This window comes from Actinoplanes sp. NPDC019969 (assembly GCF_055562375.1).
On record NZ_JBVHFK010000006.1, the window covers coordinates 69,777 to 90,931 of the forward strand.

At 71.8% G+C, this 21,155-nt stretch carries 22 protein-coding genes; 10 read left to right on the forward strand and 12 right to left on the reverse strand.

The window, feature by feature from the left end:
- Positions 1-6: 6 nt before the first annotated feature.
- Positions 7-1,314, reverse strand: coding sequence for an extracellular solute-binding protein (locus ACZ3II_RS19015; protein WP_465518987.1), 1,308 nt, complete (start codon positions 1,312-1,314; stop codon positions 7-9).
- A 39-nt stretch (positions 1,315-1,353) separates the two neighbouring features.
- Positions 1,354-2,337 (reverse strand): MurR/RpiR family transcriptional regulator, encoded by a 984-nt coding sequence (locus ACZ3II_RS19020; protein ID WP_465518988.1) that lies wholly within the window; start codon positions 2,335-2,337, stop codon positions 1,354-1,356.
- 506 nt (positions 2,338-2,843) lie between these two features.
- Between ACZ3II_RS19020 and ACZ3II_RS19025 the strand changes: the two genes are divergently transcribed.
- The gene (locus ACZ3II_RS19025) at positions 2,844-3,443 is read left to right on the forward strand and encodes a hypothetical protein (RefSeq protein WP_465518989.1); all 600 of its coding nucleotides are present in this window, start codon (positions 2,844-2,846) and stop codon (positions 3,441-3,443) included.
- A 23-nt stretch (positions 3,444-3,466) separates the two neighbouring features.
- Here the strand turns inward: ACZ3II_RS19025 and murD are convergent, their stop codons facing one another.
- Positions 3,467-4,819 carry a UDP-N-acetylmuramoyl-L-alanine--D-glutamate ligase gene (gene murD, locus ACZ3II_RS19030; protein ID WP_465518990.1) on the reverse strand — a complete coding sequence of 451 codons (1,353 nt, stop codon included), beginning with the start codon at positions 4,817-4,819 and terminating at the stop codon, positions 3,467-3,469.
- Between the two features lie 87 nt (positions 4,820-4,906).
- Here murD and ACZ3II_RS19035 point away from each other — a divergent pair, with 87 nt between their 5' ends.
- Complete coding sequence (locus ACZ3II_RS19035; RefSeq protein ID WP_465518991.1) at positions 4,907-6,211, forward strand: MurL-like N-terminal domain-containing; 1,305 nt, start codon at positions 4,907-4,909, stop codon at positions 6,209-6,211.
- A gap of 45 nt (positions 6,212-6,256) precedes the next feature.
- Here the strand turns inward: ACZ3II_RS19035 and ACZ3II_RS19040 are convergent, their stop codons facing one another.
- Complete coding sequence (locus ACZ3II_RS19040) at positions 6,257-6,706, reverse strand: MarR family winged helix-turn-helix transcriptional regulator (protein ID WP_465518992.1); 450 nt, start codon at positions 6,704-6,706, stop codon at positions 6,257-6,259.
- Between the two features lie 73 nt (positions 6,707-6,779).
- Here ACZ3II_RS19040 and ACZ3II_RS19045 point away from each other — a divergent pair, with 73 nt between their 5' ends.
- On the forward strand, positions 6,780-8,225 hold the full coding sequence (locus ACZ3II_RS19045) for a serine hydrolase domain-containing protein (protein WP_465518993.1): 1,446 nt from the start codon (positions 6,780-6,782) through the stop codon (positions 8,223-8,225).
- On the opposite strand, the gene ACZ3II_RS19050 is transcribed toward ACZ3II_RS19045, so the two are convergent.
- Complete coding sequence (locus tag ACZ3II_RS19050) at positions 8,126-9,784, reverse strand: FAD-binding oxidoreductase (RefSeq protein ID WP_465518994.1); 1,659 nt, start codon at positions 9,782-9,784, stop codon at positions 8,126-8,128. The two genes, ACZ3II_RS19045 and ACZ3II_RS19050, sit on opposite strands and share 100 nt — an antisense overlap.
- Positions 9,785-9,871: 87 nt before the next feature.
- Between ACZ3II_RS19050 and ACZ3II_RS19055 the strand changes: the two genes are divergently transcribed.
- On the forward strand, positions 9,872-10,720 hold the full coding sequence (locus ACZ3II_RS19055; protein WP_465518995.1) for a TrmH family RNA methyltransferase: 849 nt from the start codon (positions 9,872-9,874) through the stop codon (positions 10,718-10,720).
- Here ACZ3II_RS19055 and ACZ3II_RS19060 read toward each other — a convergent pair.
- From ACZ3II_RS19060 to ACZ3II_RS19070, 3 genes are all read right to left on the reverse strand, one after another.
- Positions 10,655-11,218, reverse strand: coding sequence for a hypothetical protein (locus tag ACZ3II_RS19060; protein ID WP_465518996.1), 564 nt, complete (start codon positions 11,216-11,218; stop codon positions 10,655-10,657). The genes ACZ3II_RS19055 and ACZ3II_RS19060 overlap by 66 nt on opposite strands.
- Before the next feature lie 217 nt (positions 11,219-11,435).
- Positions 11,436-12,542 carry an SPFH domain-containing protein gene (locus ACZ3II_RS19065; RefSeq protein ID WP_465518997.1) on the reverse strand — a complete coding sequence of 369 codons (1,107 nt, stop codon included), beginning with the start codon at positions 12,540-12,542 and terminating at the stop codon, positions 11,436-11,438.
- A gap of 11 nt (positions 12,543-12,553) precedes the next feature.
- The gene (locus ACZ3II_RS19070; RefSeq protein WP_465518998.1) at positions 12,554-13,003 is read right to left on the reverse strand and encodes an NfeD family protein; all 450 of its coding nucleotides are present in this window, start codon (positions 13,001-13,003) and stop codon (positions 12,554-12,556) included.
- Between the two features lie 94 nt (positions 13,004-13,097).
- On the opposite strand from ACZ3II_RS19070, the gene ACZ3II_RS19075 reads away from it, so the two are divergent.
- Positions 13,098-14,402, forward strand: a complete 1,305-nt coding sequence (locus ACZ3II_RS19075) for a serine hydrolase domain-containing protein (protein ID WP_465518999.1) — start codon at positions 13,098-13,100, stop codon at positions 14,400-14,402.
- Between the two features lie 399 nt (positions 14,403-14,801).
- Here the strand turns inward: ACZ3II_RS19075 and ACZ3II_RS19080 are convergent, their stop codons facing one another.
- Entirely contained in the window at positions 14,802-15,692 is an 891-nt protein-coding gene (locus tag ACZ3II_RS19080) for a DMT family transporter (RefSeq protein WP_465519000.1), read from the reverse strand.
- A gap of 108 nt (positions 15,693-15,800) precedes the next feature.
- Between ACZ3II_RS19080 and pdxR the strand changes: the two genes are divergently transcribed.
- Positions 15,801-17,198, forward strand: coding sequence for a MocR-like pyridoxine biosynthesis transcription factor PdxR (gene pdxR, locus ACZ3II_RS19085; RefSeq protein WP_465519001.1), 1,398 nt, complete (start codon positions 15,801-15,803; stop codon positions 17,196-17,198).
- 27 nt (positions 17,199-17,225) lie between these two features.
- On the opposite strand, the gene ACZ3II_RS19090 is transcribed toward pdxR, so the two are convergent.
- On the reverse strand, positions 17,226-18,029 hold the full coding sequence (locus ACZ3II_RS19090; RefSeq protein ID WP_465519002.1) for a DUF3097 domain-containing protein: 804 nt from the start codon (positions 18,027-18,029) through the stop codon (positions 17,226-17,228).
- A gap of 90 nt (positions 18,030-18,119) precedes the next feature.
- On the opposite strand from ACZ3II_RS19090, the gene ACZ3II_RS19095 reads away from it, so the two are divergent.
- The 4 genes from ACZ3II_RS19095 (at position 18,120) to ACZ3II_RS19110 (ending at position 20,306) form a co-directional block, all read left to right on the forward strand.
- Entirely contained in the window at positions 18,120-18,902 is a 783-nt protein-coding gene (locus ACZ3II_RS19095; RefSeq protein WP_465519003.1) for a hypothetical protein, read from the forward strand.
- Entirely contained in the window at positions 18,899-19,399 is a 501-nt protein-coding gene (locus ACZ3II_RS19100; protein ID WP_465519004.1) for an NUDIX domain-containing protein, read from the forward strand. Before ACZ3II_RS19095 ends, ACZ3II_RS19100 begins: the two co-directional genes overlap by 4 nt.
- A 34-nt stretch (positions 19,400-19,433) precedes the next feature.
- The gene (locus ACZ3II_RS19105; protein WP_465519005.1) at positions 19,434-19,724 is read left to right on the forward strand and encodes a hypothetical protein; all 291 of its coding nucleotides are present in this window, start codon (positions 19,434-19,436) and stop codon (positions 19,722-19,724) included.
- Positions 19,725-20,003: 279 nt separating this feature from the next.
- Positions 20,004-20,306 (forward strand): hypothetical protein, encoded by a 303-nt coding sequence (locus ACZ3II_RS19110; protein WP_465519006.1) that lies wholly within the window; start codon positions 20,004-20,006, stop codon positions 20,304-20,306.
- Between the two features lie 3 nt (positions 20,307-20,309).
- Here ACZ3II_RS19110 and ACZ3II_RS19115 read toward each other — a convergent pair whose 3' ends face one another.
- Entirely contained in the window at positions 20,310-20,717 is a 408-nt protein-coding gene (locus ACZ3II_RS19115; protein WP_465519007.1) for an NUDIX hydrolase, read from the reverse strand.
- Positions 20,714-21,136, reverse strand: coding sequence for an NUDIX domain-containing protein (locus ACZ3II_RS19120; RefSeq protein ID WP_465519381.1), 423 nt, complete (start codon positions 21,134-21,136; stop codon positions 20,714-20,716). Before ACZ3II_RS19120 ends, ACZ3II_RS19115 begins: the two co-directional genes overlap by 4 nt.
- Positions 21,137-21,155 lie beyond the last annotated feature (19 nt).

The following is a 21,155-nucleotide window of genomic DNA, read 5'->3' on the forward strand; positions in this document are numbered from 1 at the left end:
CCCGGATCAGCCGTTGAGGATCTTGGCGATCTGCTCGTCAGCGGCGGCGGAGGCGTCCGCGACCGACTTCTTGCCGGTCAGGATGTCCGACAGCATGTTCTGCAGCACGTTGGCCTTCTCCACGTCGGCCCACTTGCCGGAGTTCGGCACCGCCCAGCTGTTCTTGGCGGCCTCGGCGCCGACCTTCAGCGCCGGGTTGTCGGTGACGGCCTGGTCGAGCATCGCGGTGGCGTTCGGCAGCGCGTTCGCCTTGATCAGGCCCTTCATCGAGGTGCTGTCGGTGAAGTACTTGATCCACTGCGCGGCGAGCTCCTGGTTCTGGCTCTTCAGCGGCACACCGACGTTGGAGCCACCGAGCAGCGACGGGATGCCCGGCATCGGCGCGGCGGCCAGCTTGCCCTTGACCGGGGTGTCGACCAGCGGGGAGTTGGCGTCGTTCGGGTCCTTGCGGACCTGCTCGGCCGATCCCTGCTCCCAGCCGCTGCCGTAGAACATGCCGGCCTTACCCTGGCTGAACACCAGGTACTGGTCCGCCTCATCCTTGGTGACGTCAGCCTTCGAGTACTTCTTGACCAGGTCGATCCACTTGTTCAGGCCCTCCTGCGAGGCCGGCGTGGAGAGCTGGCCGGCCCACTTGTCGCCCTCCTTCTTGGCGATGTCGCCACCGTTGGCCTTGACCCAGGACATCGCGGCGTACCAGTAGCGGCCCGGCATGTAGACGGCGCCGAACTTCGGGTCCTTGTTCGCGGCCTGCACCTTCTCGGCGCCCGCGACGAAGTCCTCGTAGGTCTTCGGGGCCTCGACGCCGGCCGCCTTGAACAGGTCGGTGCGGTAGATCAGCACGCGGGCGCCGGCGTAGTACGGCACGCAGAAGGTCTTGCCGTCCTTCTCGCAAGCGCCGGAGAGGCCCGGCAGCCAGGTCGCGGAGTTCTCGAAGGTGTCCTTCTTGACCTCGGCGAACGCCTCCGCGTCGACGTACTTCGGGAACTGGGTGTTGCCGAGCTCGACCACGTCCGGGACGTCCGAGCCGGCCAGCGACGCGTCCAGCTTGGTGAGCACGTTCGCCCACTGCTGGTACTCGACGGTCACGTTGGCGCCGGTGGCGTCGGTGAACCGCTTGCTGGCGTCGTCGACGACGCTCTTCCAGCCGCTCTGGGCGTCGACCATCAGCCAGACCTTGATGGTCTTGCCCTTGCCGTCGACCTTGCCGTCGGCCGAGACGGTGCCACCGCTGTTGTCACCGCTGGAGCCGCACGCGGCGGTGCCGAGCAGCGAGGCGGCGAGCGCCGCCGCGATCGCAATCTTGCGCTTCACAGTTCCTCCCGAGGGATTTTCAATCTTTGAGAAAGGGGTTCAGCTGTCTTTCGCGGCCTTGTGCCCGTGGACCGCCTGGGCGGTGCGCTGGAACGCGGCGTGCGAACGTTCGTGGGTGCGTTGTGCGACGGCGACGTACAGCAGGTCGAGCACGACCAGCTGCGGGTGCCGTGCGCTGAGCGCGTCCGGCCGGAAGGTCGTCGCCTGGGTAGCGGTGAGCAGGACGATGTCCGCCAACTCGGCCAGCGGGGAACGGGGGAAGCTGGTGAGCGCGATGGTGGTGGCGCCCCGGCTGCTCGCCTCCGCGAGCAGCTCGATCGTCTCGCCGGTCTCGCCACTATGCGAGATGCTGAGCGCGACGTCGCCGGGCCTCGACAGGGCGGCGCTGGCCAGACCGTTGTGCACGTCGGTCCAGGCCCACACCGGGATGCCGATGCGGTGCAGACTGAACTGCATCTCCTCGCCGACCAGCGCGCTTCCGCTGGCGCCGAAGATGTTCACTCGCGACGCGGCGGCGATCGCCACCGCGGCCCGCTCCACCTCGCCCAGGTCGAGCAGCGTGGCGGTGTCGTGCATGGCCCGGGTGTCGGACGCCATGATCTGCCCGAGGACCCGCTCGAGGGGGTCGCTCGGCTGGATCTCGCGGCCGATGTCCACGGTCCAGCCGGCCGAGCGGGCCCGGCCGGTCTCCGCCGCGATGCCGAGGCGAAGGTCCGCGTACCCGTCGAACCCGACCGCCCGGCAGAACCGGGTGATCGTCGCCGGCGAGGTTCCGCTGCGCTCGGCGAGTTCGACGATGGTGGCCCGGGAGGCCGCGGCGGGGTCGGCGAGCACCTGCTCGGCCACCCGCTGCAGCGCCCCGGTGAAATCCGGCAGAAGGGACCGCACGTGAGCGAGGACGCCGTCAGCGATTCGCTCACCCCCGATCGCGGCCTGATCGCTCCCGTTACGGGCAGCCTGGTCGCGAACCAGGGAGGTGGTCACCGCGGTCGACGCGGCGCCGTCCATCTCCGGCTCAGCCATCGGACACCCTTTCAGGAAGGACTGTTTACTGTCGCGGTAAAAGTTCTTACTAAGGGCCCCTTCCTGTCAAGGCTGTGAAGGAAGTTTTCAGATCGTTACCGCCGCGGGCCGGTTTCGGGCGGCCGGATGACTGTCATCGATCCCTAAATAGCCGTTACGACGTGACCGCCATCACATGTCCGGCTTAAGACCGATTTCCACCGGGTCCGTTCGGGTGACCTCGACTCGACCGCCAGGGCTACGCGAGGTAGGCCGATCAGGCAATCTCCGTCACGCGGCGAAATGTAGCCGTTACTCGAGAAACAAGATCAAAATAATTTCCGGTACGGGCTCGCACGCCGCCGGCGACCACCCATGCACGCCACATCCGGATCCGCGAGCGCGCGGCCACCCCCGGCGGCGACCGGATGCGTCATCCTTATGGCCGGAATTCTTCCCTTTGCTGAGCATTTTCGGAGTGCCGTGGAAACATCAGGATGATTGCACCGCAATCCAGGAGAAAAGGCATGCGCCCGGTCATCACTTCCGTCCTGATCACGGCCCTCACGGCCGCTTCGACAGCCGCTCCCGCACACGCCGCGGTCCGGTTCGACTTCGCCGACGGCACCGGCTCGGTGGACGCCGTGGACCTCCGGCAGAGCCTCGGGTGGGACGAGCCGACGCTGCGGGCCCGGGCGGCGGACCTGAAGTTCACCAAGGGCACGCTGATCCAGGACGTCTACGCGGTCGTCTGCGGCCCGTCCGGCACCCCGCCGGTGCGGAGCGTGCACGCCCGCCAGTTCGCCACCGAGTTCCTGACCCGGACGATCGACCACGGCCCGAAGGGCGAGATCCGCGCGATCCGTCTCACCGGCCCCGACGCGGGCATCTCCGGCACCACCGCCCCACCGACCCCGGGCCACCCCTGCCCCACCACGCCGCCCCCCGCCGCCGCCGGGACAGTCCCGCCGCGCGGGGGAACCGGCAAAGCCGTACCCGCTCCCCCGGGCATGGTCAGCTCCGCGGTCGTCGTGTCGACGACGACCACGCTGACGCTGACCGTGAAATCAGGCGACGTGAGCCGCGACCTGATGGAGACCCGAACCGGCCCGCTGATCCCGGACTGAGGTCACCCCGGTCCGCTGCGCGGTCAGGGGGCGGTGTCGTGGACGGCCTGGGCGAAGACCTCGGAGCGGTGCTCGAAGTTGCGGAAACGGCCGTAACTCGGGGCGGCCGGCGACAACAGCACCACCCCGCCGGCCGGCGTGATCTCGCGGGCCAGGCGGACCGCGTCGACCAGGTCCTCGGCCGGTTCGGTGCGGACCCGCGGCAGCCGGGCGAGGGCCTCCAGGATCCGGGGCCCGCTGTCCGGCAGTCCGATCACGGTGAGTTCGCGGGCGGCGAGGAACTCTCGTAACGGTGAGTAGTCGAGCCCGCGATCACTGCCGCCGACCAACACGGTGAGTGGCCGGTTCTCGTAGGCCTCGATGGCGTGCATGGCCGCGTACGGGCTGGTCGACAGGGTGTCGTCGACGAACGTCAGGCCGGACGGGTCCTCGATCTCGGCGAGCCGGTGCGGCAGCCCCCGGAACGACCGGACCGCCGCCTCCAGAGCCGCCCGCTCCCCCGGCACGTCGACGCCCATGCCGTCCAGCACGGCCAGCGCGACGCACAGGTTGCCCTCGTTGTGCCGGCCCTTCAGCGCGAGCGCGTCCCGGCTGAACAGGGCCTCGTCACTGCACCACACCAGGCCGTCCTCGACCCGGAACCGGGAGTCCTCCGCGGCTGCCGGGACGGGCGGGAAACGGTTCGCGTCGGTGACGCCGCGGATCTCGTCGCGCAGCCGTTTGTCGGTGCCGTTGACCACGATCAGCTCGGGCCCGTACGCCAGAAGATTTAGTTTGTCCCGATAATATTCACGCTCGCCACCGTGCGCGTCGAGGTGCTCGGGGAACAGCGACGTGACGACCGCCACCCGGGGCGAATCGGTCAGGTCGGCGCACTGGTAACTGGACAGCTCGAGCACGTAAAGCTCGGCCTCGGGCATGTCGAGCAGCGGCACCCCGATGTTCCCGCCGTACGCGTTCGGCTTCCCGACCGCCGCCAGCAGGTGACTGATCAGGCTGGACGTGGTGCTCTTGCCCTTGCTGCCGGTCACCCCGACGGTCCGGGCGGCGTTGTCGGCCATCCACAGCGCGCTGCCGCCGGTCACGGTGATCCCGCGCTCGCGGAGCTGGATCATGTACGGGTGGGTGGACGGCACCCCCGGCGACCGCACCACCACGTCCGCGCTGGCCAGGGCCGCGAAGGCGTGTTCCCCCCCGGCCAGCGGCGCGAGCTCCGCCAGCTCGCCGGTCCAGTCGACGGACAGGTAATTGGCGCTGTCGTCGACGGCGATCAGCCGGGACGGCTCGTGCCGGGCGATCGCGGTCACCGCGGCCCGGCCCTCCCGGCCGGTCCCCCAGACCGCCACCGAGCGGCCACGCAGATCTGCCAGGCGCACGTCGTCTCCTCCGGTGAGTCCCGTCCCCGGCGCTGTTCCGCCGGACGAACTAATATTGCCCGTCGGCCAGATGACAGGAGTTCCCGGGTGCAGTTCGACGTCATGCGCTTCCCTTCGTACGCCTTCGATCCGGCGACGGGGGTGGCGACGTTCGACTACCTGCTCGACGGTCCGGAGCCGCTGCGCTTCACCGAGACGATCACGTTCCCGGCGCCGGACGGCAGGGATGTCCCGGAGGCTTTCCACCGGGTGCTCGACCTGCTGCACGTGGTGGCCGGGGTGAGCTATTTCAAGGTCGGCGCGCCGGCCCGGGTGGTCGCGCCGAAACCCGTCCCGCCGCAGGTCACCGACTTCTTCACCGCCGTCTACACCAAGGGCATGGCGGAGTACGCGTACCGCAACCAGCTGCCGCACGTGCTGGAGCTGACCGTCGAGGCGCCCGGCACGGTCCCCGCCGCCACGCCGATCGAGGCGGCCACCGGCCGGCCGCTCTCCGCCGTCGGCGGCGGCAAGGACTCGATCGTCACCCTGGAGATCCTGCGTGCCGCCGGTCTCGACCCGGTGCCGTTCTCGGTCAACCCGAACCCGGTGATCGAGAACGTGAACGCCGCCTCCGGCCTGCCCGCCCTGGCGGCCCGCCGCAAGCTCGACCCGCGGCTGTTCGAGCTGAACAAGGCCGGCGCCCTGAACGGGCACATCCCGGTGACGGCGATCAACTCGCTGATCGCCGTGGCCACCGCGGTCTGGCACGGCCTGGGCCCGGTGGTGATGTCCAACGAGCGGTCCGCCTCCGACCCGAACCTGATCTGGAACGGTCACGAGGTCAACCACCAGTGGTCCAAGGGGGTCGAGGCGGAGGGGCTGCTGCGGACGGCGGTCGCGGCGTACACCGGGCTGACCGACCCGTACTTCTCCCTGCTCCGCCCGCTGTCCGAGCTGCACATCGCCCAGCTCTTCGCCGGTCACACCGCGTACGATGACGTCGTCACCAGCTGTAACAAAGCGTTCAAGCTGCACGACCCGACGGCACGGTGGTGCGGTGACTGTCCGAAGTGCCGCTTCGTCTTCCTGGCGATGGCCCCGCACATGTCCCGGGAGCGGCTGGCGCACATCTTCGGCCACGACCTGTTCGCCGACCCGGCCCAGACGCCCGGCTTCCTGGAGCTGCTCGGCGTCGACGCGCACAAGCCGTTCGAGTGCGTCGGGGAGGCCGAGGAGTGCCTGGTCGCGCTCTCGCTGCTGACCGACGACGCGCCGGTGCTGGTCGCGCTGCGCGCCGCCGTCCCGGATGCGGCGTGGGCCGACGCCTCGCACTCCAACGTCTTCACCCCGGGCGGCCCGCACCACATCCCCGCCACCTATCGCAAGCTCCTCGACGAGGCGGTCGCCTGAGCCCCTTCCGGTGTGTCGAGTTCGGGCGCGATACGCGCCCGAACCTCACACGCCGCGCTGGTGAGTGCTCACCCGCTGCAGAAGATCTTTGAAGGCCGCGTACGCCTCCACGCCCACCGCGGCGGCCGCGCGCTCCTCGATGCCCGCCACGATGGCGTCGGAACGTTCCATCTGGTCGAGACCCCGCGCGGTCGGGACGATCAGTTTCGCGCGCCGGTCGGTGGGATCCGGCCGGCGCTCCACGTAACCGAGCTGCTCCAGCTCGTCGATCAGCTTGCCGACGACCTGTTTGTGCTGGCCGGAGTGCCGGGCCAGGTCGGTCGCCCGGCTGCCCTCCACGTCCAGGTGCGCGAGCACCGCGCCGTGCTGCGGGCGCAGCCCGGCATGCCCCTGCCCGGCCAGGGTGGCGAACAGCTCGTGCTGCACCCCGAAGAGCAGCCGGCTGGCGAGCACGCCGAGGTCCGGCTCCCGCTGTTTGCGTTCACTGCGCCGCATTCGCGAGATGGTAACAGTTGTTGATAGTCACCTTTATTGACTATCAATTGAGGTGACTATAGTTTCCTCGGTCATGGACACCGTGAACGGCACCACCGATGACGCGTACGCCGAGGTCCGCGACGTGTTCGCCACAGTCGTCACCGAGGACCCGGCCGCGCAACTGGCCGTGCACGTGAACGGGCGGCTCGTCGTCGACCTCTGGACGGCTCAGGCCGCCGGCCCGGACACCCTCACCGGCGTCTTCTCCGCCACCAAGGGCGCCGCGCACCTGGTCATCGCCCGCCTCGTCCAGGAGCGGGTGCTCGACCTGGACCGCCGGGTCACCGCCTGGTGGCCGGAGTTCGCCGGGCAGGGCCGGGACGACCTGACCCTGCGGGACCTGCTCGCCCACCGCAGCGGCCTGATCGGCGTCGACGGCGGCTTCCGAAACGCCGAACTCGCCGACGACCGGATCATCGCCGAACGGCTGGTACGCCAGGAGCCGTACTGGGCGCCCGGCCGCGCCTACGGCTACCACGCCTTCGTGATCGGCGCCCTGCTCGGCGCGGTCGCCGAACGCGCCACCGGGCAGACCGTCCAGGAGTTGTTCCGCTCACTGATCCGGACCCCGTACGGCGTCGACGTCTTCCTCGGCGACCCCGTTCCCGCCGACCGGTACCTGCCGGTGCTGCCGGCGCCCCAGAAACCGGACATTCCGCCGCTCAGCCTCATCGGGATCGCCTTCAACCTCAACGCCGACCCGCCCACCGACCTCGTCGCGTGGATCAACACCCCGTCGGTGCGGGCCCAAGGTCAGGCCTCCGCCGGTGGGGTGGCGAGCGCCCGCGGCCTGGCCCGGATGTACGCCGCCGCACTCGGGGGCGCCGACGGCACCGGTCCCCTGCTCGACCGGGCCACCATCGACGAGTTCGCCGCCGTCTCGTCACCCGGCACTGACCGGGTCACCGGCGAGGACAGCCACTTCGGTCTCGGCTTCGAGGCGCAACACCCGCGCTATCCCGGCCTGAGCGAGTCCGCCTTCGGCCACAGCGGAGCGGCGGGCACCACGCGCTCGCCGACCCGTCGCGCGGTATCGCGTACGCCTACACCCGCCGCCGTTTCGGCTTCCCCGGCGGCGCCGCGCCCGAGAACGCCGACCTCATCGACGCGGTCCTCCGCGCCACCCGCTGAGGCCTGCCGTGCGCCACGCCCGCGCCCGCCCCGGGGTGGACGTCGCGCACGGCCCCAGCCGTACCCCAGACACCCCAACACCCCCGCAAAACCGGCCTGCCCTACGGCTCGCGAACCTCGCCGGGGTAGCGGTGACCATCGCACTCGGCCCGGCGGCAGCACCTCCGCCTGCCTCGCGCGGCAGCCACGGGACAGCCCTTTCGGAGCATCCAGAAGCCGGTCGGGATCACCGCGACCGGACCGCGGCTACTCCGGGGGATCGTGGTGGATCTGGGCGGGTTTGACGCCCAGGCGGATCAGTGAGGCGCTGGTGTTCGCCAGCATCAGCGGCGGGCCGGCCAGGTAGACCTCGTGCCGTGACCATTCGCCGTAGGCGGCGACGGCATCGGTGACCAGGCCGGACAGGTACGGCCCGGAGTCCCCCTCGGCGATCACCGGGACCACGGTGGCGCGCGGGATCCGGCCGGTGAGGTCGGTGAGGTCGTCGATGTCGTAGAGCTCGTCCAGGTCGCGGACGCCCCAGAACAGCACGGCGGGCCGGGTGTCCTCGGTGGCGGCGAGTTCGGCGAGCATCGCTTTCATCGGGGCCACGCCGGTGTCGCCGGCGATCATCAGGATGCCGCGGCCGGGGGTCTCGGGCAGGCCCATCTCGCCCTCGGCGCCGGTGAGCCGGAGGCGGTCGCCGCGGCGGAACCGGTGGACCAGGGCGCCACTGACACCGTTCTCGCTCTTGGCGCGGACGTGCAGCTCGATCACGGAGTCGCGGTGCGGGGCGCCGGCCAGCGAGTACGGCCGCCAGACGCCGGGCACGCCGGGGACCTCGAAGCGGGCGAACTGCCCAGGACGGAACGGCATCGGCAGGAACGGGCGGATCCGCAGGACCGCGAGGTCGTTGCGGCGGCGTTCGTGGGCGATGACCTCGGCGTCCCAGACGGTCGGCTGGTACGCGGCGAGCGTCCCGCCGTGCACGATCCACTCGTAGGTGTGCTGCCAGGTCCACCGCCAGGCGTGGTCGAAGTCCTGCCGCCAGTTGCCCGGGGACATCCCGGCCCGCAGCGACTCGGCCAGCGCGGCGCCGACGAGTTGCAGCTGTTTCCACTGGACGCCGCAGACGGCGAGGACGGCGCCGAGCCTGCCGCAGCCGCTGACCAGGGCCGGCGGGTCCGCCATGTGGTGGACCAGCCAGGTGAGCGCGGCGGCCAGGTGCCGGCGCTGGGTCGGTGGGGTGCCGGGCAGGGAGACGAGCAGTTCGGGCTGGGCCTGGCGCAGCGCCTGCCACAGCCGCTCGGCGACGTCGTCGACGCCGCCGGCGAACGTGATGCTGGTGCTGAGCAGGCGCTGGGTGGCGAGCAGCGCGGCGTCGTCGGCCGGGTCCATGCCGTCGCCGCCGAGACCGCCGCGCCGGGCGGAACCGCCGCCCCGCACGAAGTTCCCCGACACGGCGGGGGGCGGGAGGTCGGTGCCGGGCGGGGCGGGTGGGCGGATCGCGGAGACCGGGGGCACGTTCGGCACCGGGGTGGTCGGGCCGGACGGGTTGATCCCGCCGACCGGGGGCACCGGATGGCGGGCGGCGGCCCGTGGTTGCAGGCCGGCGCGGCCCAGGGTGGCGCCGGGGTCACCGCGCCAGACCGAGGACTCCTGGGCGGCGGAGCGCGCGTTCTCGGCGGCGACCCGCTCCTGGTCGGAGATGCGCCGCCCGGAGAAATACGGTGGCGTCACCGGGTCGGTGGCGGGCGGAGCCGGAGGAGACGGCTCCTCCTTCTTCTTGCCGGCCAGCTCGGAGAGGGCGGCAGCGGTGTCGGCCTCGCCCGCGGCGGCGGCATCGGGCGCGTTCTGGCGCAACCGGATGGCACGCAGCAGGCTGAGCAGATGCGGGTCAGATCCCGGTCCCGAACCAGACGACACTGACACCCCCGGCGGTCTCGACAGCCTCGACCCTACCCGCGGCGGCTCGGCGGGACGGCGGAAACCGGGACACGGCAGAATGCCGGTGTGCCAGCTCTGACCATCACCGACCCGGACGATCCGCGGATCGGCGACTACCGCGCCCTCACCGACGTCGAACTGCGGACCCGGTGGGAGCCGCCGAACGGCCTGTTCATCGCCGAAGGGGAGCTGGTCATCCAGCGGGCGCTGCGCGCGGGGTACCGGATGAGGTCGGCGCTGGTCGACGAGAAGCGGGTCGAGCAGCTGACCGGGCTGCCCGGGGACGCGCCGCTGTACTGCGCGCCGCCCGCGGTCCTGGAGACGATCACCGGGTTCCACGTGCACCGGGGCATCCTGGCATCGTTCCACCGCCGGGAGCTTCCCGATATGTCGGAGATATTGGCACAGGCGCGGACGCTCGCGGTGCTGGAAGGGCTCAACACGCACACCAACCTCGGGGCGCTGTTCCGGAGCGCGGCGGCCCTCGGCATCGACGCCGTCATACTGTCGCCGAACTGCGCGGACCCCCTCTACCGCCGGGCCGTACGGGTCAGCATGGGCGAGGTGTTCGCCATCCCGTACGCCAAGTCCGACGACTGGCCCGGCACGCTCCAGGCCATCCGGGACGCCGGGTTCGCCCTGCTCGCGCTCACCCCGGGCGAGGGCGCGGTCGCGTTGCGAAGCCTCAGCGAGGAGCAGCGCAAGCGGCCCGCCCTGCTGCTCGGCGCGGAGGGCCCAGGGCTGACCCGGACCGCGTTGGAGGCCGCAGACGCCCGGGTGGTGATCCCGATGTACAACGACGTCGACTCGCTGAACGTGGCGACGGCTGCGGCGATCGCCTTCTACGAGTTAGTGCAGGGGGACCAGGCGCCCGCCGGTCCAGGCCAGCCCCATCCCGGCGGCCAGCAGCAGTAGCGCCCCGACGGTGGGCACCGGCTGGGACATCGTGGTGCCGGCGCCCATCGCCACCGCGGCGAGCATCAGCAGCACCCCGTCGGCCGGGTTGACCAGCTTCGACCGGAACACCGCCCAGCCCAGCAGCAGCAACCCGGCCGCGGCGATCGCCACGGCGGCGGTGAGCAGGTCGGGGACGTGCCCGGCGGCCATCGGGGCGCTCGCCACCACCGCGTCCTCGGGCAGGGCGGCCAGCGGCACCAGCATGGTGGCGCCGGCCAGCGTGACGAGCAGCCCGGCCAGGGCGCACACCCGGGTCCGGGAGCCGGCCAGCAACCCGGCCAGGGCGATCAGGGCGATGGTGGCGAGCCATCCGGCGAGCAGCCCGACGGCGAGCGGGCCGGGCGGGCCCTGCACGCCGAGGGTCAGCCAGCCGTAGAGCATCGCCGCGGCCGGCAGCGCCCACAGCGCCAGCCGCGCGTATCGGCGGACCGACCAGATCCAGATCGCGTCGCGCACCGGTAACAGGTGTCCGTCGGGTTCGACGGGGGTCGGGGCGCCGACCCACGCGGGTGCGACCCGCAAGGGTCGGCCGCTCGCCGTCTGACGAGGGCTGATGCTCATGGCTCCGCCTCAGTAGCAGGGGCAACAAGCCGAGCGGCCGGGGGCACCGGTCGGGAATCCTGCTGCGAAGCATGCCAAAAAGTCACACGACGATGCGGCCGATCTCACAAAATCAGCGTTTCTCCACGTGCGCCGACCCGTCGTAGTCGGCTCCGCCGAGGGCGGCGGCCGGCGGGATCACGTCCGGGGCGGGAAGGCCCGGCTGACCGCTCACCTCCGACTCGGCCTGCCGCACCTCGTCGTCGGCCCGCTGCGCCTCGGCGGCCGCCGCCTCGGCCGCGGCCGCCGCCTCACGCTCGACCGCCTCCGCGTCGAGACCGCTGCGCGGCTGGTCACCGACCATGTTGCCGAGGCCGCCGAGCGCGCCGCCGAGCCCCTCCAGGGCCTTGGTCAGCTCGGTCGGCAGGATCCACACCTTGTTGGCGGTGCCGTTGGCGATCTGCGGCAGCGACTGCAGATATTGGTAGGCGAGCACCTTCTGCGACGGGTTGGCCTGGTGGATCGCGTCGAAGACGGTGCGGATCGCCTTGGCCTGGCCCTCGGCCTGCAGGATCCGGGCCTGCCGGTCACCGTCGGCGCGGAGCACCTGGGACTGCTTCTCACCCTCGGCGGTGAGGATCGCGGCCTGCTTGTGGCCCTCGGCGTTGAGAATGGTGGCGCGGCGCTCCCGCTCGGCGCGCATCTGCTTCTCCATCGAGTCGCGGATGCTGGGCGGCGGCTCGATGGCCTTGATCTCCACCCGGGTGACCTTGATGCCCCAGCGGCCGGTGGTCTCGTCGAGCACGCTCGACAGGTGCTTGTTGATCTGATCGCGGCTGGTCAACGCCCGCTCCAGGTCCAGCGAGCCGATCACGTTGCGCAGCGTGGTGACGGTGAGCTGCTCGATGGCCTGCAGGAAGTGCGAGATCTCGTACGTCGCCCGCACCGGGTCGACGACCTTGAAGTAGAGCACCGTGTCGATCGAGACGACCAGGTTGTCCGAGGTGATCACCGGCTGCGGCGGGAACGAGACGACCTGCTCGCGCATGTCGACCTTGGTCCGGACCGCGTCGATGAACGGCACCAGCAGGTTGAGACCGGGCGAGAGGGTGCGCTTGTACTTGCCGAGCCGTTCGATCACGTCCATCCGCTGTTGCGGGACGATCCGGACCGATTTCACGAGCGTCGTCACCGCGAAGAGCAGAATCACTAGACCGAGCAGGGGAATCAGGAACTCCATGACGCCACTCCCTAGATGTGGGGCGAATCGTCGTGCCACACCAGGACGGTCGCGCCGCGCAGTTTGACGACGCGGACGTGCTCGCCGGGTGCGAAGGTCTCGTTGCTGTCGAACGACCGGGCCTGCCACAACTCCCCGTCGATCTTGATCATGCCGTGGTCGCTGTCCACCGCGTCAACCACCGTGCCACGGGAATTCTCGATCGCCTCGATGCCGAACGCGGTCTCCCCAGTCTCGAGCGCCGACCGGGCGTGCCGCATGATGATCGGCCGGACCGCCGCCACCGAGACGCCGGAGACGACGGCGAAGACGATCACCTGCACCAGTAGATCGGCGCCGAGCGCGGCGGCTCCCGCCGCGGCCAGGGCGCCCGCGGCGAAGAAGATGACCAGAATCGTCGCGGTGAAGGCCTCACCGATGGCCAGCGCGATGGCGAGGACGATCCAGAGAACGGCTTCCACCCCTCGATCGTGGCACGGCCACGCACGTACTGGCAGTAGCCGGACCCGCTCGAAACAGTTAGACCCATGAGTCCGTACGAGGAGAGGGACCATCGTGTCGTTGCTTCCGGAGACCGTCCGCCGGATCGATGAGATCGCCGCCCGGGCACAGGCCGACGGCCGGGTGCCGTCGCTCGCCCTCGCCGTCGTCCGGGACCGGGCGGTGCTGCACTTCGCGGCCGCCGGGGAGCAGCCGCGCCCGGACCCGAAGACGCAGTACCGGCTCGGCTCGATCACCAAGACGATCACCGCGACGCTGGTCATGCAGCTGCGTGACGAGGGGTTCTTCGCCCTCGACGACCTGCTCTACCGGCACCTGCCGGGCACCCCGATCGGCGGGGTGACGCTGCGGCAGCTGCTCGGGCACGTGTCCGGGCTGCAACGCGAGCCGGACGGCCCGTGGTGGGAACGCAGCCCCGGCGGGGACGTGGACCAGCTGCTGGCCGGGCTGACCTACGAGAAGCTGGCCGGGCCGCCGTACCGGCGCTACCGGTACTCCAACCTCGCGTACGGCCTGCTCGGCGCCGTCGTGGAGAAGGTCACCGGGATGGGCTGGGCGGAACTCGTCGGCAAACGCGTCCTCGACCCGCTCGGCATGAAGCGCACCACCTTCGCGCCGGTCGAGCCGTACGCCCGCGGGTACGTCGTGCACGCCCTCACCGGCGCCCTGCACGAGGAGCCCCGGCCCGGCACCGGCGCGATGGCGCCCGCCGGCCAGCTCTGGTCCACGGTCACCGACATGGCGAAATGGGCCGGTTTCCTGGCCGATCCGGCGCCCGCGGTGCTGTCCCGGGAGACCGTCGACGAGATGTGCGCGCCGGTCGTGATCAGCGACCTGGAGTCCTGGACCGCCGGCCACGGCCTGGGCCCGCAGCTGTTCCGGGTCGGCGAACGCGTCTACGTCGGCCACGGCGGTTCCATGCCCGGATATCTCGCCCATGTCGCCGTACATCGCCGCAGCCGTTTCGGGGTCATCGTCTTCGCCAACGCCTATGGCCTCGACGGCACCACGATCCAGCAGGTCAGCCTGTCCGCGCTGACCGCGACCCTGGACAGCGAACCGGACCCGATCACGCCCTGGCGCCCGCCCGCCGCTCCCGAGGGCGAGGCCGCCGAGATCTGCGGCCGCTGGTGGTGGATGGGCCGCGAACACGCGATCACCCCCGACGGCGACACCCTGATCATGAGCGGTCCCGGCCGGCCGACCCGCTTCGCCCGCGAGGCCCCGGACCGGTGGCGCGGCCTCTCCGGCCCCAACGAGGGCGAGGTCCTGCGCATCCTCCGCTCCCCCGACGGTCTCCCCACCCACCTCGACATCGCGACGTTCGTCTTCAGCCGCGACCCCGGGCACCTCGCCTAGATCACGATCAAGACCCTGCTCCGGTACGGGCCACACCTCCCCGACCGCAATCGATCCGTCCCGTGCCCGTCCCCGGCGAGGTGCTGCCCGCTCACGACCGCAGCGCCCCTTGCGGGCTGATGCGGTGGTCCCGGTCACCCCCACCCCACCGTGCCCGGCGGTCCCCCAGCCCGCAGTCACGTCCGCCAGCCGTCGCCCACGCCGGTCACGGCCCGCCCTCAACCGGCCGCAACGACGGCCGAGTACGCCAGCCGTCGCCCACGCCGGTCACGGCCGACCCTTGACCGGCGTGAACGACGGCCGAATGCGCCGGCCGTCGCCCAGGCAGCGCTGCGACAGCGCGGAACCGGCCTGAGCGACGGCTCGCGAACTCGGGTGTCCGGCGGGCGGGGGCGGCTGTCAGGCGAGGATCGGGGTTGGCGTGGGGGCAGGGGTGCGGGTGAAGGTCAGGCCGAGGGCGAGGCCGGTGGTGACGGTGGCGATGCCGAGCCATACCGCGGGGGCTGGGAACGGGCCGCCGAGGGCGACGCCGGCGGCCGCGGCGGCGATCGGGGCGACGCCGGTCAGGAGGCCGGCGCGGCCGGAGCCGATGCGGGCGACGCAGGTGTACCAGAGGACGAACGCGACGGCGGTGACCAGGACTGCCAGGTACGCGCCGGCGAGCAGGTCTCCGGCGTGCAGGCGGGTCACGGCGGTGGGGCCCTCGGCGACGACGCCGATCACGGCGAACATCGCGGCGCCCAGCCAGGTGGCGTGCACGGACACGCCGAGCGGGCCGTGGCGGCCCAGCACGGGTACGGCGAGCAGGGTGAACGCGGCCTCGCAGGCGAACGTGACGAAGGCCCAGAACAGCCCGGTCGCGTCGGTACGGCCGAGCCCCTGCACCAGGGCGGCGCCGAGGGTCACCACGACCGCGGCGGCCAGGACCCGGGCGGTGGGGCGGCGGCCCTCCAGCAGGGGGCCGGCGGCGGCCAGGATGATCGGGACGCAGGCGACGGCGACGCCGATGACGGCGGGTTCGGCGTGCCGGGAGCCCTGGACCAGCGCCACGTTGAAGATCACCAGGCCGGTCACGGTGACGCCGGTGAGCCAGAGCCAGTCCCGGCCGCGGGGCGCGCGTACCGGCGACCGGGTCCAGCGGGCCCAGGCCAGCAGGAGGAGGCAGGCGATGGCGTACCGGACGGCCTGCACGGTGAACATCGGGGCGTCGGCCAGGTGCCCGGAGACGGCGACGCTGCCGCCGACGAAGACCATTCCGGCGGCGCCGGCGAGGGCGGGGAGTGCTTTCATGCCTTTGATGCTCGCCCGCGGTATGGTCCGGTTCGAGGACCAATCAGTACGCGGTAGACAGGACCAATTCGAGGGGAGCGGACCATCGGCGGATCGGATTTCCTGCAGTTGCGGGCCGAGGACGCGCCGGCGAAGGGGCTGACCGCGTGGCTGGCGGAAGGGCTGCGGGCGGCGATCACGGCGGGGCGGCTGGCACCCGGCGACCGGCTGCCGGCGACCCGGCTGCTCGCCGCTGAGCTGGGTGTCTCCCGGGGCGTGGTGGTGCAGGCGTACCAGCGGCTCGTCGACGAAGGGCTGGCCGGGGCGCGGACCGGCTCGGGCACCGTCGTCACCGGGCGCGGGGTGCCGGCCGGTGGGCGGCCGGCCGTGGACCGGCGGCGGACCCTCGACGAGCTGCGGCTGCCGATCTCCACTCCGGACGGCGTCGACCTGGACATGTCACCGGGCATCCCGGATCTGTCGGCGTTCCCGCGGACGGCGTGGCTGCGGGCCGAACGCGCGGTGCTGGACCGGATCACCGCCGCCGATCTGCGGTATGGCGACCCGGGCGGCACACCCCGGCTGCGGTCCGAGTTGGTGGGCTGGCTGGCCCGTACCCGAGGGGTCCGGTGCGAAGCGGACGACGTCGTCGTCACCGCGGGCGTCGCGCAAGGCCTCGCCCTGCTCGCGCACGTGTTGCGGGCCCGGGGCGTCGACGCGATGGCGGTGGAGGACCCGGGGTCGCGGGGCGCGCTCGACCAGATGACGTACTGGGGGATGCGGCCGGTCGAGGTGCCGGTCGACGAGCACGGCATGCGGGTCGGCGCATTGGCCGCGACGGGGGTGCGGGCGGCGGTGCTCACACCGGCGCACCAGTTCCCGACCGGGGTGGTGCTCTCCCCCGGCCGCCGCCGTGAGCTGCTCGCCTGGACGGACCAGGACCGGCTCGTGATCGAGGACGACTACGACGCGGAACACCGGTACGACCGGGCGCCGGTCGCCGCGCTGCAGGGCTCGGCGCCGGACCGGGTGGCGTACCTCGGCAGCATCTCCAAATCGCTCGCCCCCGGCATGCGGATCGGCTGGCTGATCGCGCCCCGGCCGATGCAGGCCGAGCTGCTGGCCGTCAAGCACGCCAGCGACCTGGGCAACCCGGTGATCCCGCAACTCGTGCTGGCGGAGCTGCTGGCGTCCGGGGATTACGAGCGGCATCTGCGCGCCGTACGTACCCGGCAGAGGTCTCGCCGTGACGCCCTGCTGACCGGATTGCGCGCGCATCTGCCGCAGGCCCGCGTCGCCGGCGTCGCTGCCGGGCTGCATCTGCTGGTGACGCTGCCCGGCGCCGACGACGACGTGCTGCTGGCCGCACGGGTGGCGGCGGAGGGTGTGCTGGTGCATCCGCTGTCCTGGCATCGCCGCCGCACCGGGCCGCCGGGCCTGGTGATCGGGTATGCCGCGCACTCCCCGGACCGCCTCGCCGAGGCCGCCGCCCGGATCGGCCGCGCCCTCACCCCCGACAGCGTGTGAAGTTCGGCCGTCTATCGCGCCCGAACTTCACACGCCGTCGGTGACGAAATCGATCAGCCGTTCCATCGAGTTGATCAGAGGGGTCTCGACGTCCTTGTAGGAGCTGACCGAGGCGAGGATGCGCCGCCACATGTCGGCCGGTTCGCGGACGCCGACGGCCTCGCAGACGCCCTCCTTCCACGGTCGGCCCGGCGGGATGACCGGCCAGGCCCGCAGACCCACCCGCTCGGGTTTGACCGCCTGCCAGACGTCCACGTAGGGATGGCCGGTGACCAGCACGTTCGGGTCCTTGACGGCGGCGACGATCCGGCTCTCCTTGGACCCGGCGACGAGATGGTCCACCAGCACCCCGAGGCGCCTGCTCGGTGCAGGCCCGAACGCACGAACCGCGCCCGCGAGGTCGTCGATGCCGTCCAAGGGCTCCACCACGATGCCCTCGATCCGCAGGTCGTCGCCCCAGATCCGCTCGACCAGGGCGGCGTCGTGGATGCCCTCCACCCAGATCCGGCTGGCCTTCGCGACCTGCGCCTTCACGTTGTCGACGGCGATCGACCCGGAGGCCGTCACCCGCCGCACTGCCTTCTTCTGCGCGGGAATCGGCCGCACCAGCGTGACCGTCCGCCCGTCGAGGAGGAACGCGGCCGGGGCCAGCGGGAAGTTGCGGCGTTTGCCGAACCGGTCCTCCAGGACCACCGCGCCCAGCTCGAACCCGACCACCGCGCCACAGAACCCGGAGTCGGCGTCCTCGACGACCAGATCGGTCTCGGCCTCCACCTCCGGTATCACCTTGCGGCGGCGCCAGTTGCCCGCCATCACATCCTCCCCATACATGGATCGCACGGTAACCCGCGATCACGGACACACCGATGGTGACGCTCCGAGCCGAGACAACTCTCCGTACCGGCACGTACCCTTGCTCGCATGCATTCCGCAGCCGATGCGGCCGTCCGCGCCGCGCGCCGGTCGACCCGGTTCGTGGCCTGGGTGCGCGCCTGGCGCGCCGGGCTCGTCCCGTTCGACGACCTGGCCGACGAGATCGCCGCGGGCGAGGAGCACCTCGTCGCCGACGCCCCGGGCACCTGGACCGACGTCCCGCTCAGCCAGGGCCTGCCGATCTTCGCGAAACTGCGCCCCGACGAGATCCGGCTGGTCCTCCCCGTTCCCGGCGATCCACGCGGGCTGCCCGGCCCCAGCGATCTGACCGGCGCGGCACTGCTGGCCGGCGAGGCGGTGATGACACCGGGGTTCGGCGTGGTGCCGGAGGTCCGGCGGCACACCTCCGGCTCCGGTGTGGAGTTCGAGACGGTGCTGTGGCGGGTGCTGCCCGCGCCGGAGCACCGGCCGGTCTTCCAGATGGGCGCCGCCGAGGCCGAGGCCGAGCTGACCGCCGCGCTCGGCGAGGCCACCGCCCGGCTCACCCGGCTCGACGTGGCGCAGTGGAAACCGGAGCTGGCCGGGGCGCTGCAGGCGCTGCGCCGCCCGGAGAGCACCGAGACCCTGCCACCCGGCTTCGACCCGCGGTCGCGGCGGCTGTTCGCCCGCGCCAGCATCCTCGACCAGGTGCTCGCCCTCGCCGGGTCGAACGCGCCCGGCGGCGCCGTCAACGGCCACGAGGCCCAGCAACGCGACGAGGCGCTGCGCCCGCTCACCGCCGCCTGCCGCCAGGCGCTCGTCGCCGCCTGCAACGCGCCGCTGCAGCCGTGACCGCCCCCGACCGGTACGCGCACTGCAGTTTCTGCGGCGCCCGGTTCACCCTGGGCCAGCCGTGGCCCCGCCGGTGCGGCGCGTGCGGCCAGACCAGTTACCTGAACCCGAGCCCGGTCGCCGTCGCGGTCCAGCCGGTCGGTTCCGGCCTGCTCGCGGTCCGCCGCGGCATCGCCCCGGCACACGGGCGGCTGGCGCTGCCCGGCGGTTTCATCGACGTGGGCGAGACGTGGCAGGCGGCGACGGTCCGCGAGCTGTTCGAGGAGACCGGGGTCAAAGGCGACCCCGCTGAGGTACGCCTTTACGACACGGTCAGCGCCCCGGACGGCACGATCCTGGTCTTCGGGCTGCTCCCGGCCCTGTCGAGCCCGGCCCAGCTGCCGCCACCGCCCGCCACCGACGAGACGTTGAGCCGCGAGGTCCTCTACGGCCCGACCGAGCTGGGCTTCAGCATCCACACGGCAGTCGCCACCCACTGGTTCACCTCGAAGAGGTAACCACAGTCACCGTAACCGTACTTACACTTTTCGCTTGCTTACCGACAAGCCACCACAGATCTTCGACCGCGACATCGAATGGGCCGAACTCGTCCGCTACGCGACGTCGCCCGTCGATGGCGCGACCCTCGGCGTGGTCTCCGGCCGCCGCCGACAGGGCAAGACCTTCCTCCTCGACGCACTGGTGAGCGCGTCCGGTGGCTTCATGTCCACCGCGACCGAATCGATGCCCTCCGCCAGTACGGCAACGCTCTCAGCGAATTTCTCCACCTGCATACACCGCTGCGCTTCGCCTACCGGGACGAGGCCATCAGCCACACGATGACGTGACCGGCAACGGCCCGATGCCCGTGGTGATCGACGAGTTCCCGTTCCTCGCCAGGGCTGGAGACGGTGGCACACCCGCTTACCGCAACGAGTTCGTCCGTGGCGACACACCGGACGGCCCGGACGACTTCGAGGCCTGGGTGGTGAGAACCGCGCTCAACCCCAACCGCCCTCTGTTCCGCGAGGCGCGGTACATCCTCGCGGAAGAGGCCGACCTGAGGGATCCCGCGCTCTACTCGCCGCGATCGCCGACGGGAACACCCAGTGTGGCGGGACCGTGGCCGATCCGGGGGCACGGACCACGCACGAGGTCGACGTGGCGGTCTTCGGAAGGGACGGGCACGACCGGGAGGTCCTGCTGGGGTTCGGCGAGGCGAAGTGGGGTGAGACCGTCGGCGTGCCGCACCTGCGGCGGCTGGCTCACATCCGGGAACTGCTCGGCACGCGGCGCGGCGTCGACACGGCGATCTGCCGCCTGCTGCTGTTCAGCGGCTCGGGTTTCACCGAGGAGCTTCGTACGGCGGCCGCCACCGACCCCACGGTGCAACTCGTCGGGCTGGACCGGATCCACGCCGGCTGACCGTCAGTCGATCAGGCGCCGGGAGATCAGCTCGTCGAGGAGGAGCTGGATGGCGGGGGCGCAGCGGGCCCGGTCCGCCGAGGTGAACCAGGCCAGTTCGGCGATCTCGGCGGCGGCTGCGGGCTCGCCGGCGGCGGGGCCGGTGAAGCAGACCAGCTGGACCCGGGTCCCCGGCGGCCGGTTGTGGGCCGGGGCGTCGATGGTGACGAACGGGTCGAGGCCGGCCGGGTCGACGTGCAGCCCCACCTCCTCCCGTACCTCCCGGGCCGCGGCCTCGGCGTGTGTCTCGCCGGGTTCGGGTTTGCCGCCGGGCAGGTAGAACGCGTCCGAGCCGGTGGCCCGGACGGTCAGCACCCGGCGGTCCCGGACGCACACCCAGGCCGCGGCGACGACCAGCGCGGGCGCTGTCATGCCAGCCGGAACGGGTCGCCGGACTCGAAGCGTGCCAGGTCGGCCAGGGTGGGCCGGACCGAGCCGGAGAGGTCCTCCGGCAGCGCGCCGAGGTCGTAGAACGCGGCGTCGAGGGTCTCGTCGGTGACCCGGACCAGGTCACCGGACCAGGAGTCGACCCGGACGGCCAGGGACACGTGCTGGTACGTGGCCCCGAACGCGTTGGTGTGCAGGTGCTCGCCGGAGTACAGGGCGAACGGCGTGACCGTGTGGGCGGTCAGGCCGGTCTCCTCGTACACCTCCCGGATCGCGCAGTCGCGCAGCGTCTGCCGCAACTCCATGGTCCCGGCGGGCAGCGCCCAGCGGCCGTTGTCGTTGCGCTGGATCAGCAGCACCCGGCCGCCGGGGTCCCGGAGGACGGCCCGGGCCCCGATCGTCATCAGGACCGGTTCGTCACCG

Coding starts and splice junctions, on each gene's coding strand:
- ACZ3II_RS19040 (WP_465518992.1), bottom strand. CDS start 6,706: ATGCGGCGCAGTGAACGCAAACAGCGGGAGCCGGACCTCGGCGTGCTC.
- ACZ3II_RS19025 (WP_465518989.1), top strand. CDS start 2,844: ATGCGCCCGGTCATCACTTCCGTCCTGATCACGGCCCTCACGGCCGCT.
- ACZ3II_RS19020 (WP_465518988.1), bottom strand. CDS start 2,337: ATGGCTGAGCCGGAGATGGACGGCGCCGCGTCGACCGCGGTGACCACC.
- ACZ3II_RS19095 (WP_465519003.1), top strand. CDS start 18,120: ATGCATTCCGCAGCCGATGCGGCCGTCCGCGCCGCGCGCCGGTCGACC.
- ACZ3II_RS19090 (WP_465519002.1), bottom strand. CDS start 18,029: ATGTATGGGGAGGATGTGATGGCGGGCAACTGGCGCCGCCGCAAGGTG.
- ACZ3II_RS19045 (WP_465518993.1), top strand. CDS start 6,780: ATGGACACCGTGAACGGCACCACCGATGACGCGTACGCCGAGGTCCGC.
- ACZ3II_RS19115 (WP_465519007.1), bottom strand. CDS start 20,717: ATGACAGCGCCCGCGCTGGTCGTCGCCGCGGCCTGGGTGTGCGTCCGG.
- ACZ3II_RS19065 (WP_465518997.1), bottom strand. CDS start 12,542: ATGGAGTTCCTGATTCCCCTGCTCGGTCTAGTGATTCTGCTCTTCGCG.
- ACZ3II_RS19080 (WP_465519000.1), bottom strand. CDS start 15,692: ATGAAAGCACTCCCCGCCCTCGCCGGCGCCGCCGGAATGGTCTTCGTC.
- ACZ3II_RS19120 (WP_465519381.1), bottom strand. CDS start 21,136: ATGACGATCGGGGCCCGGGCCGTCCTCCGGGACCCCGGCGGCCGGGTG.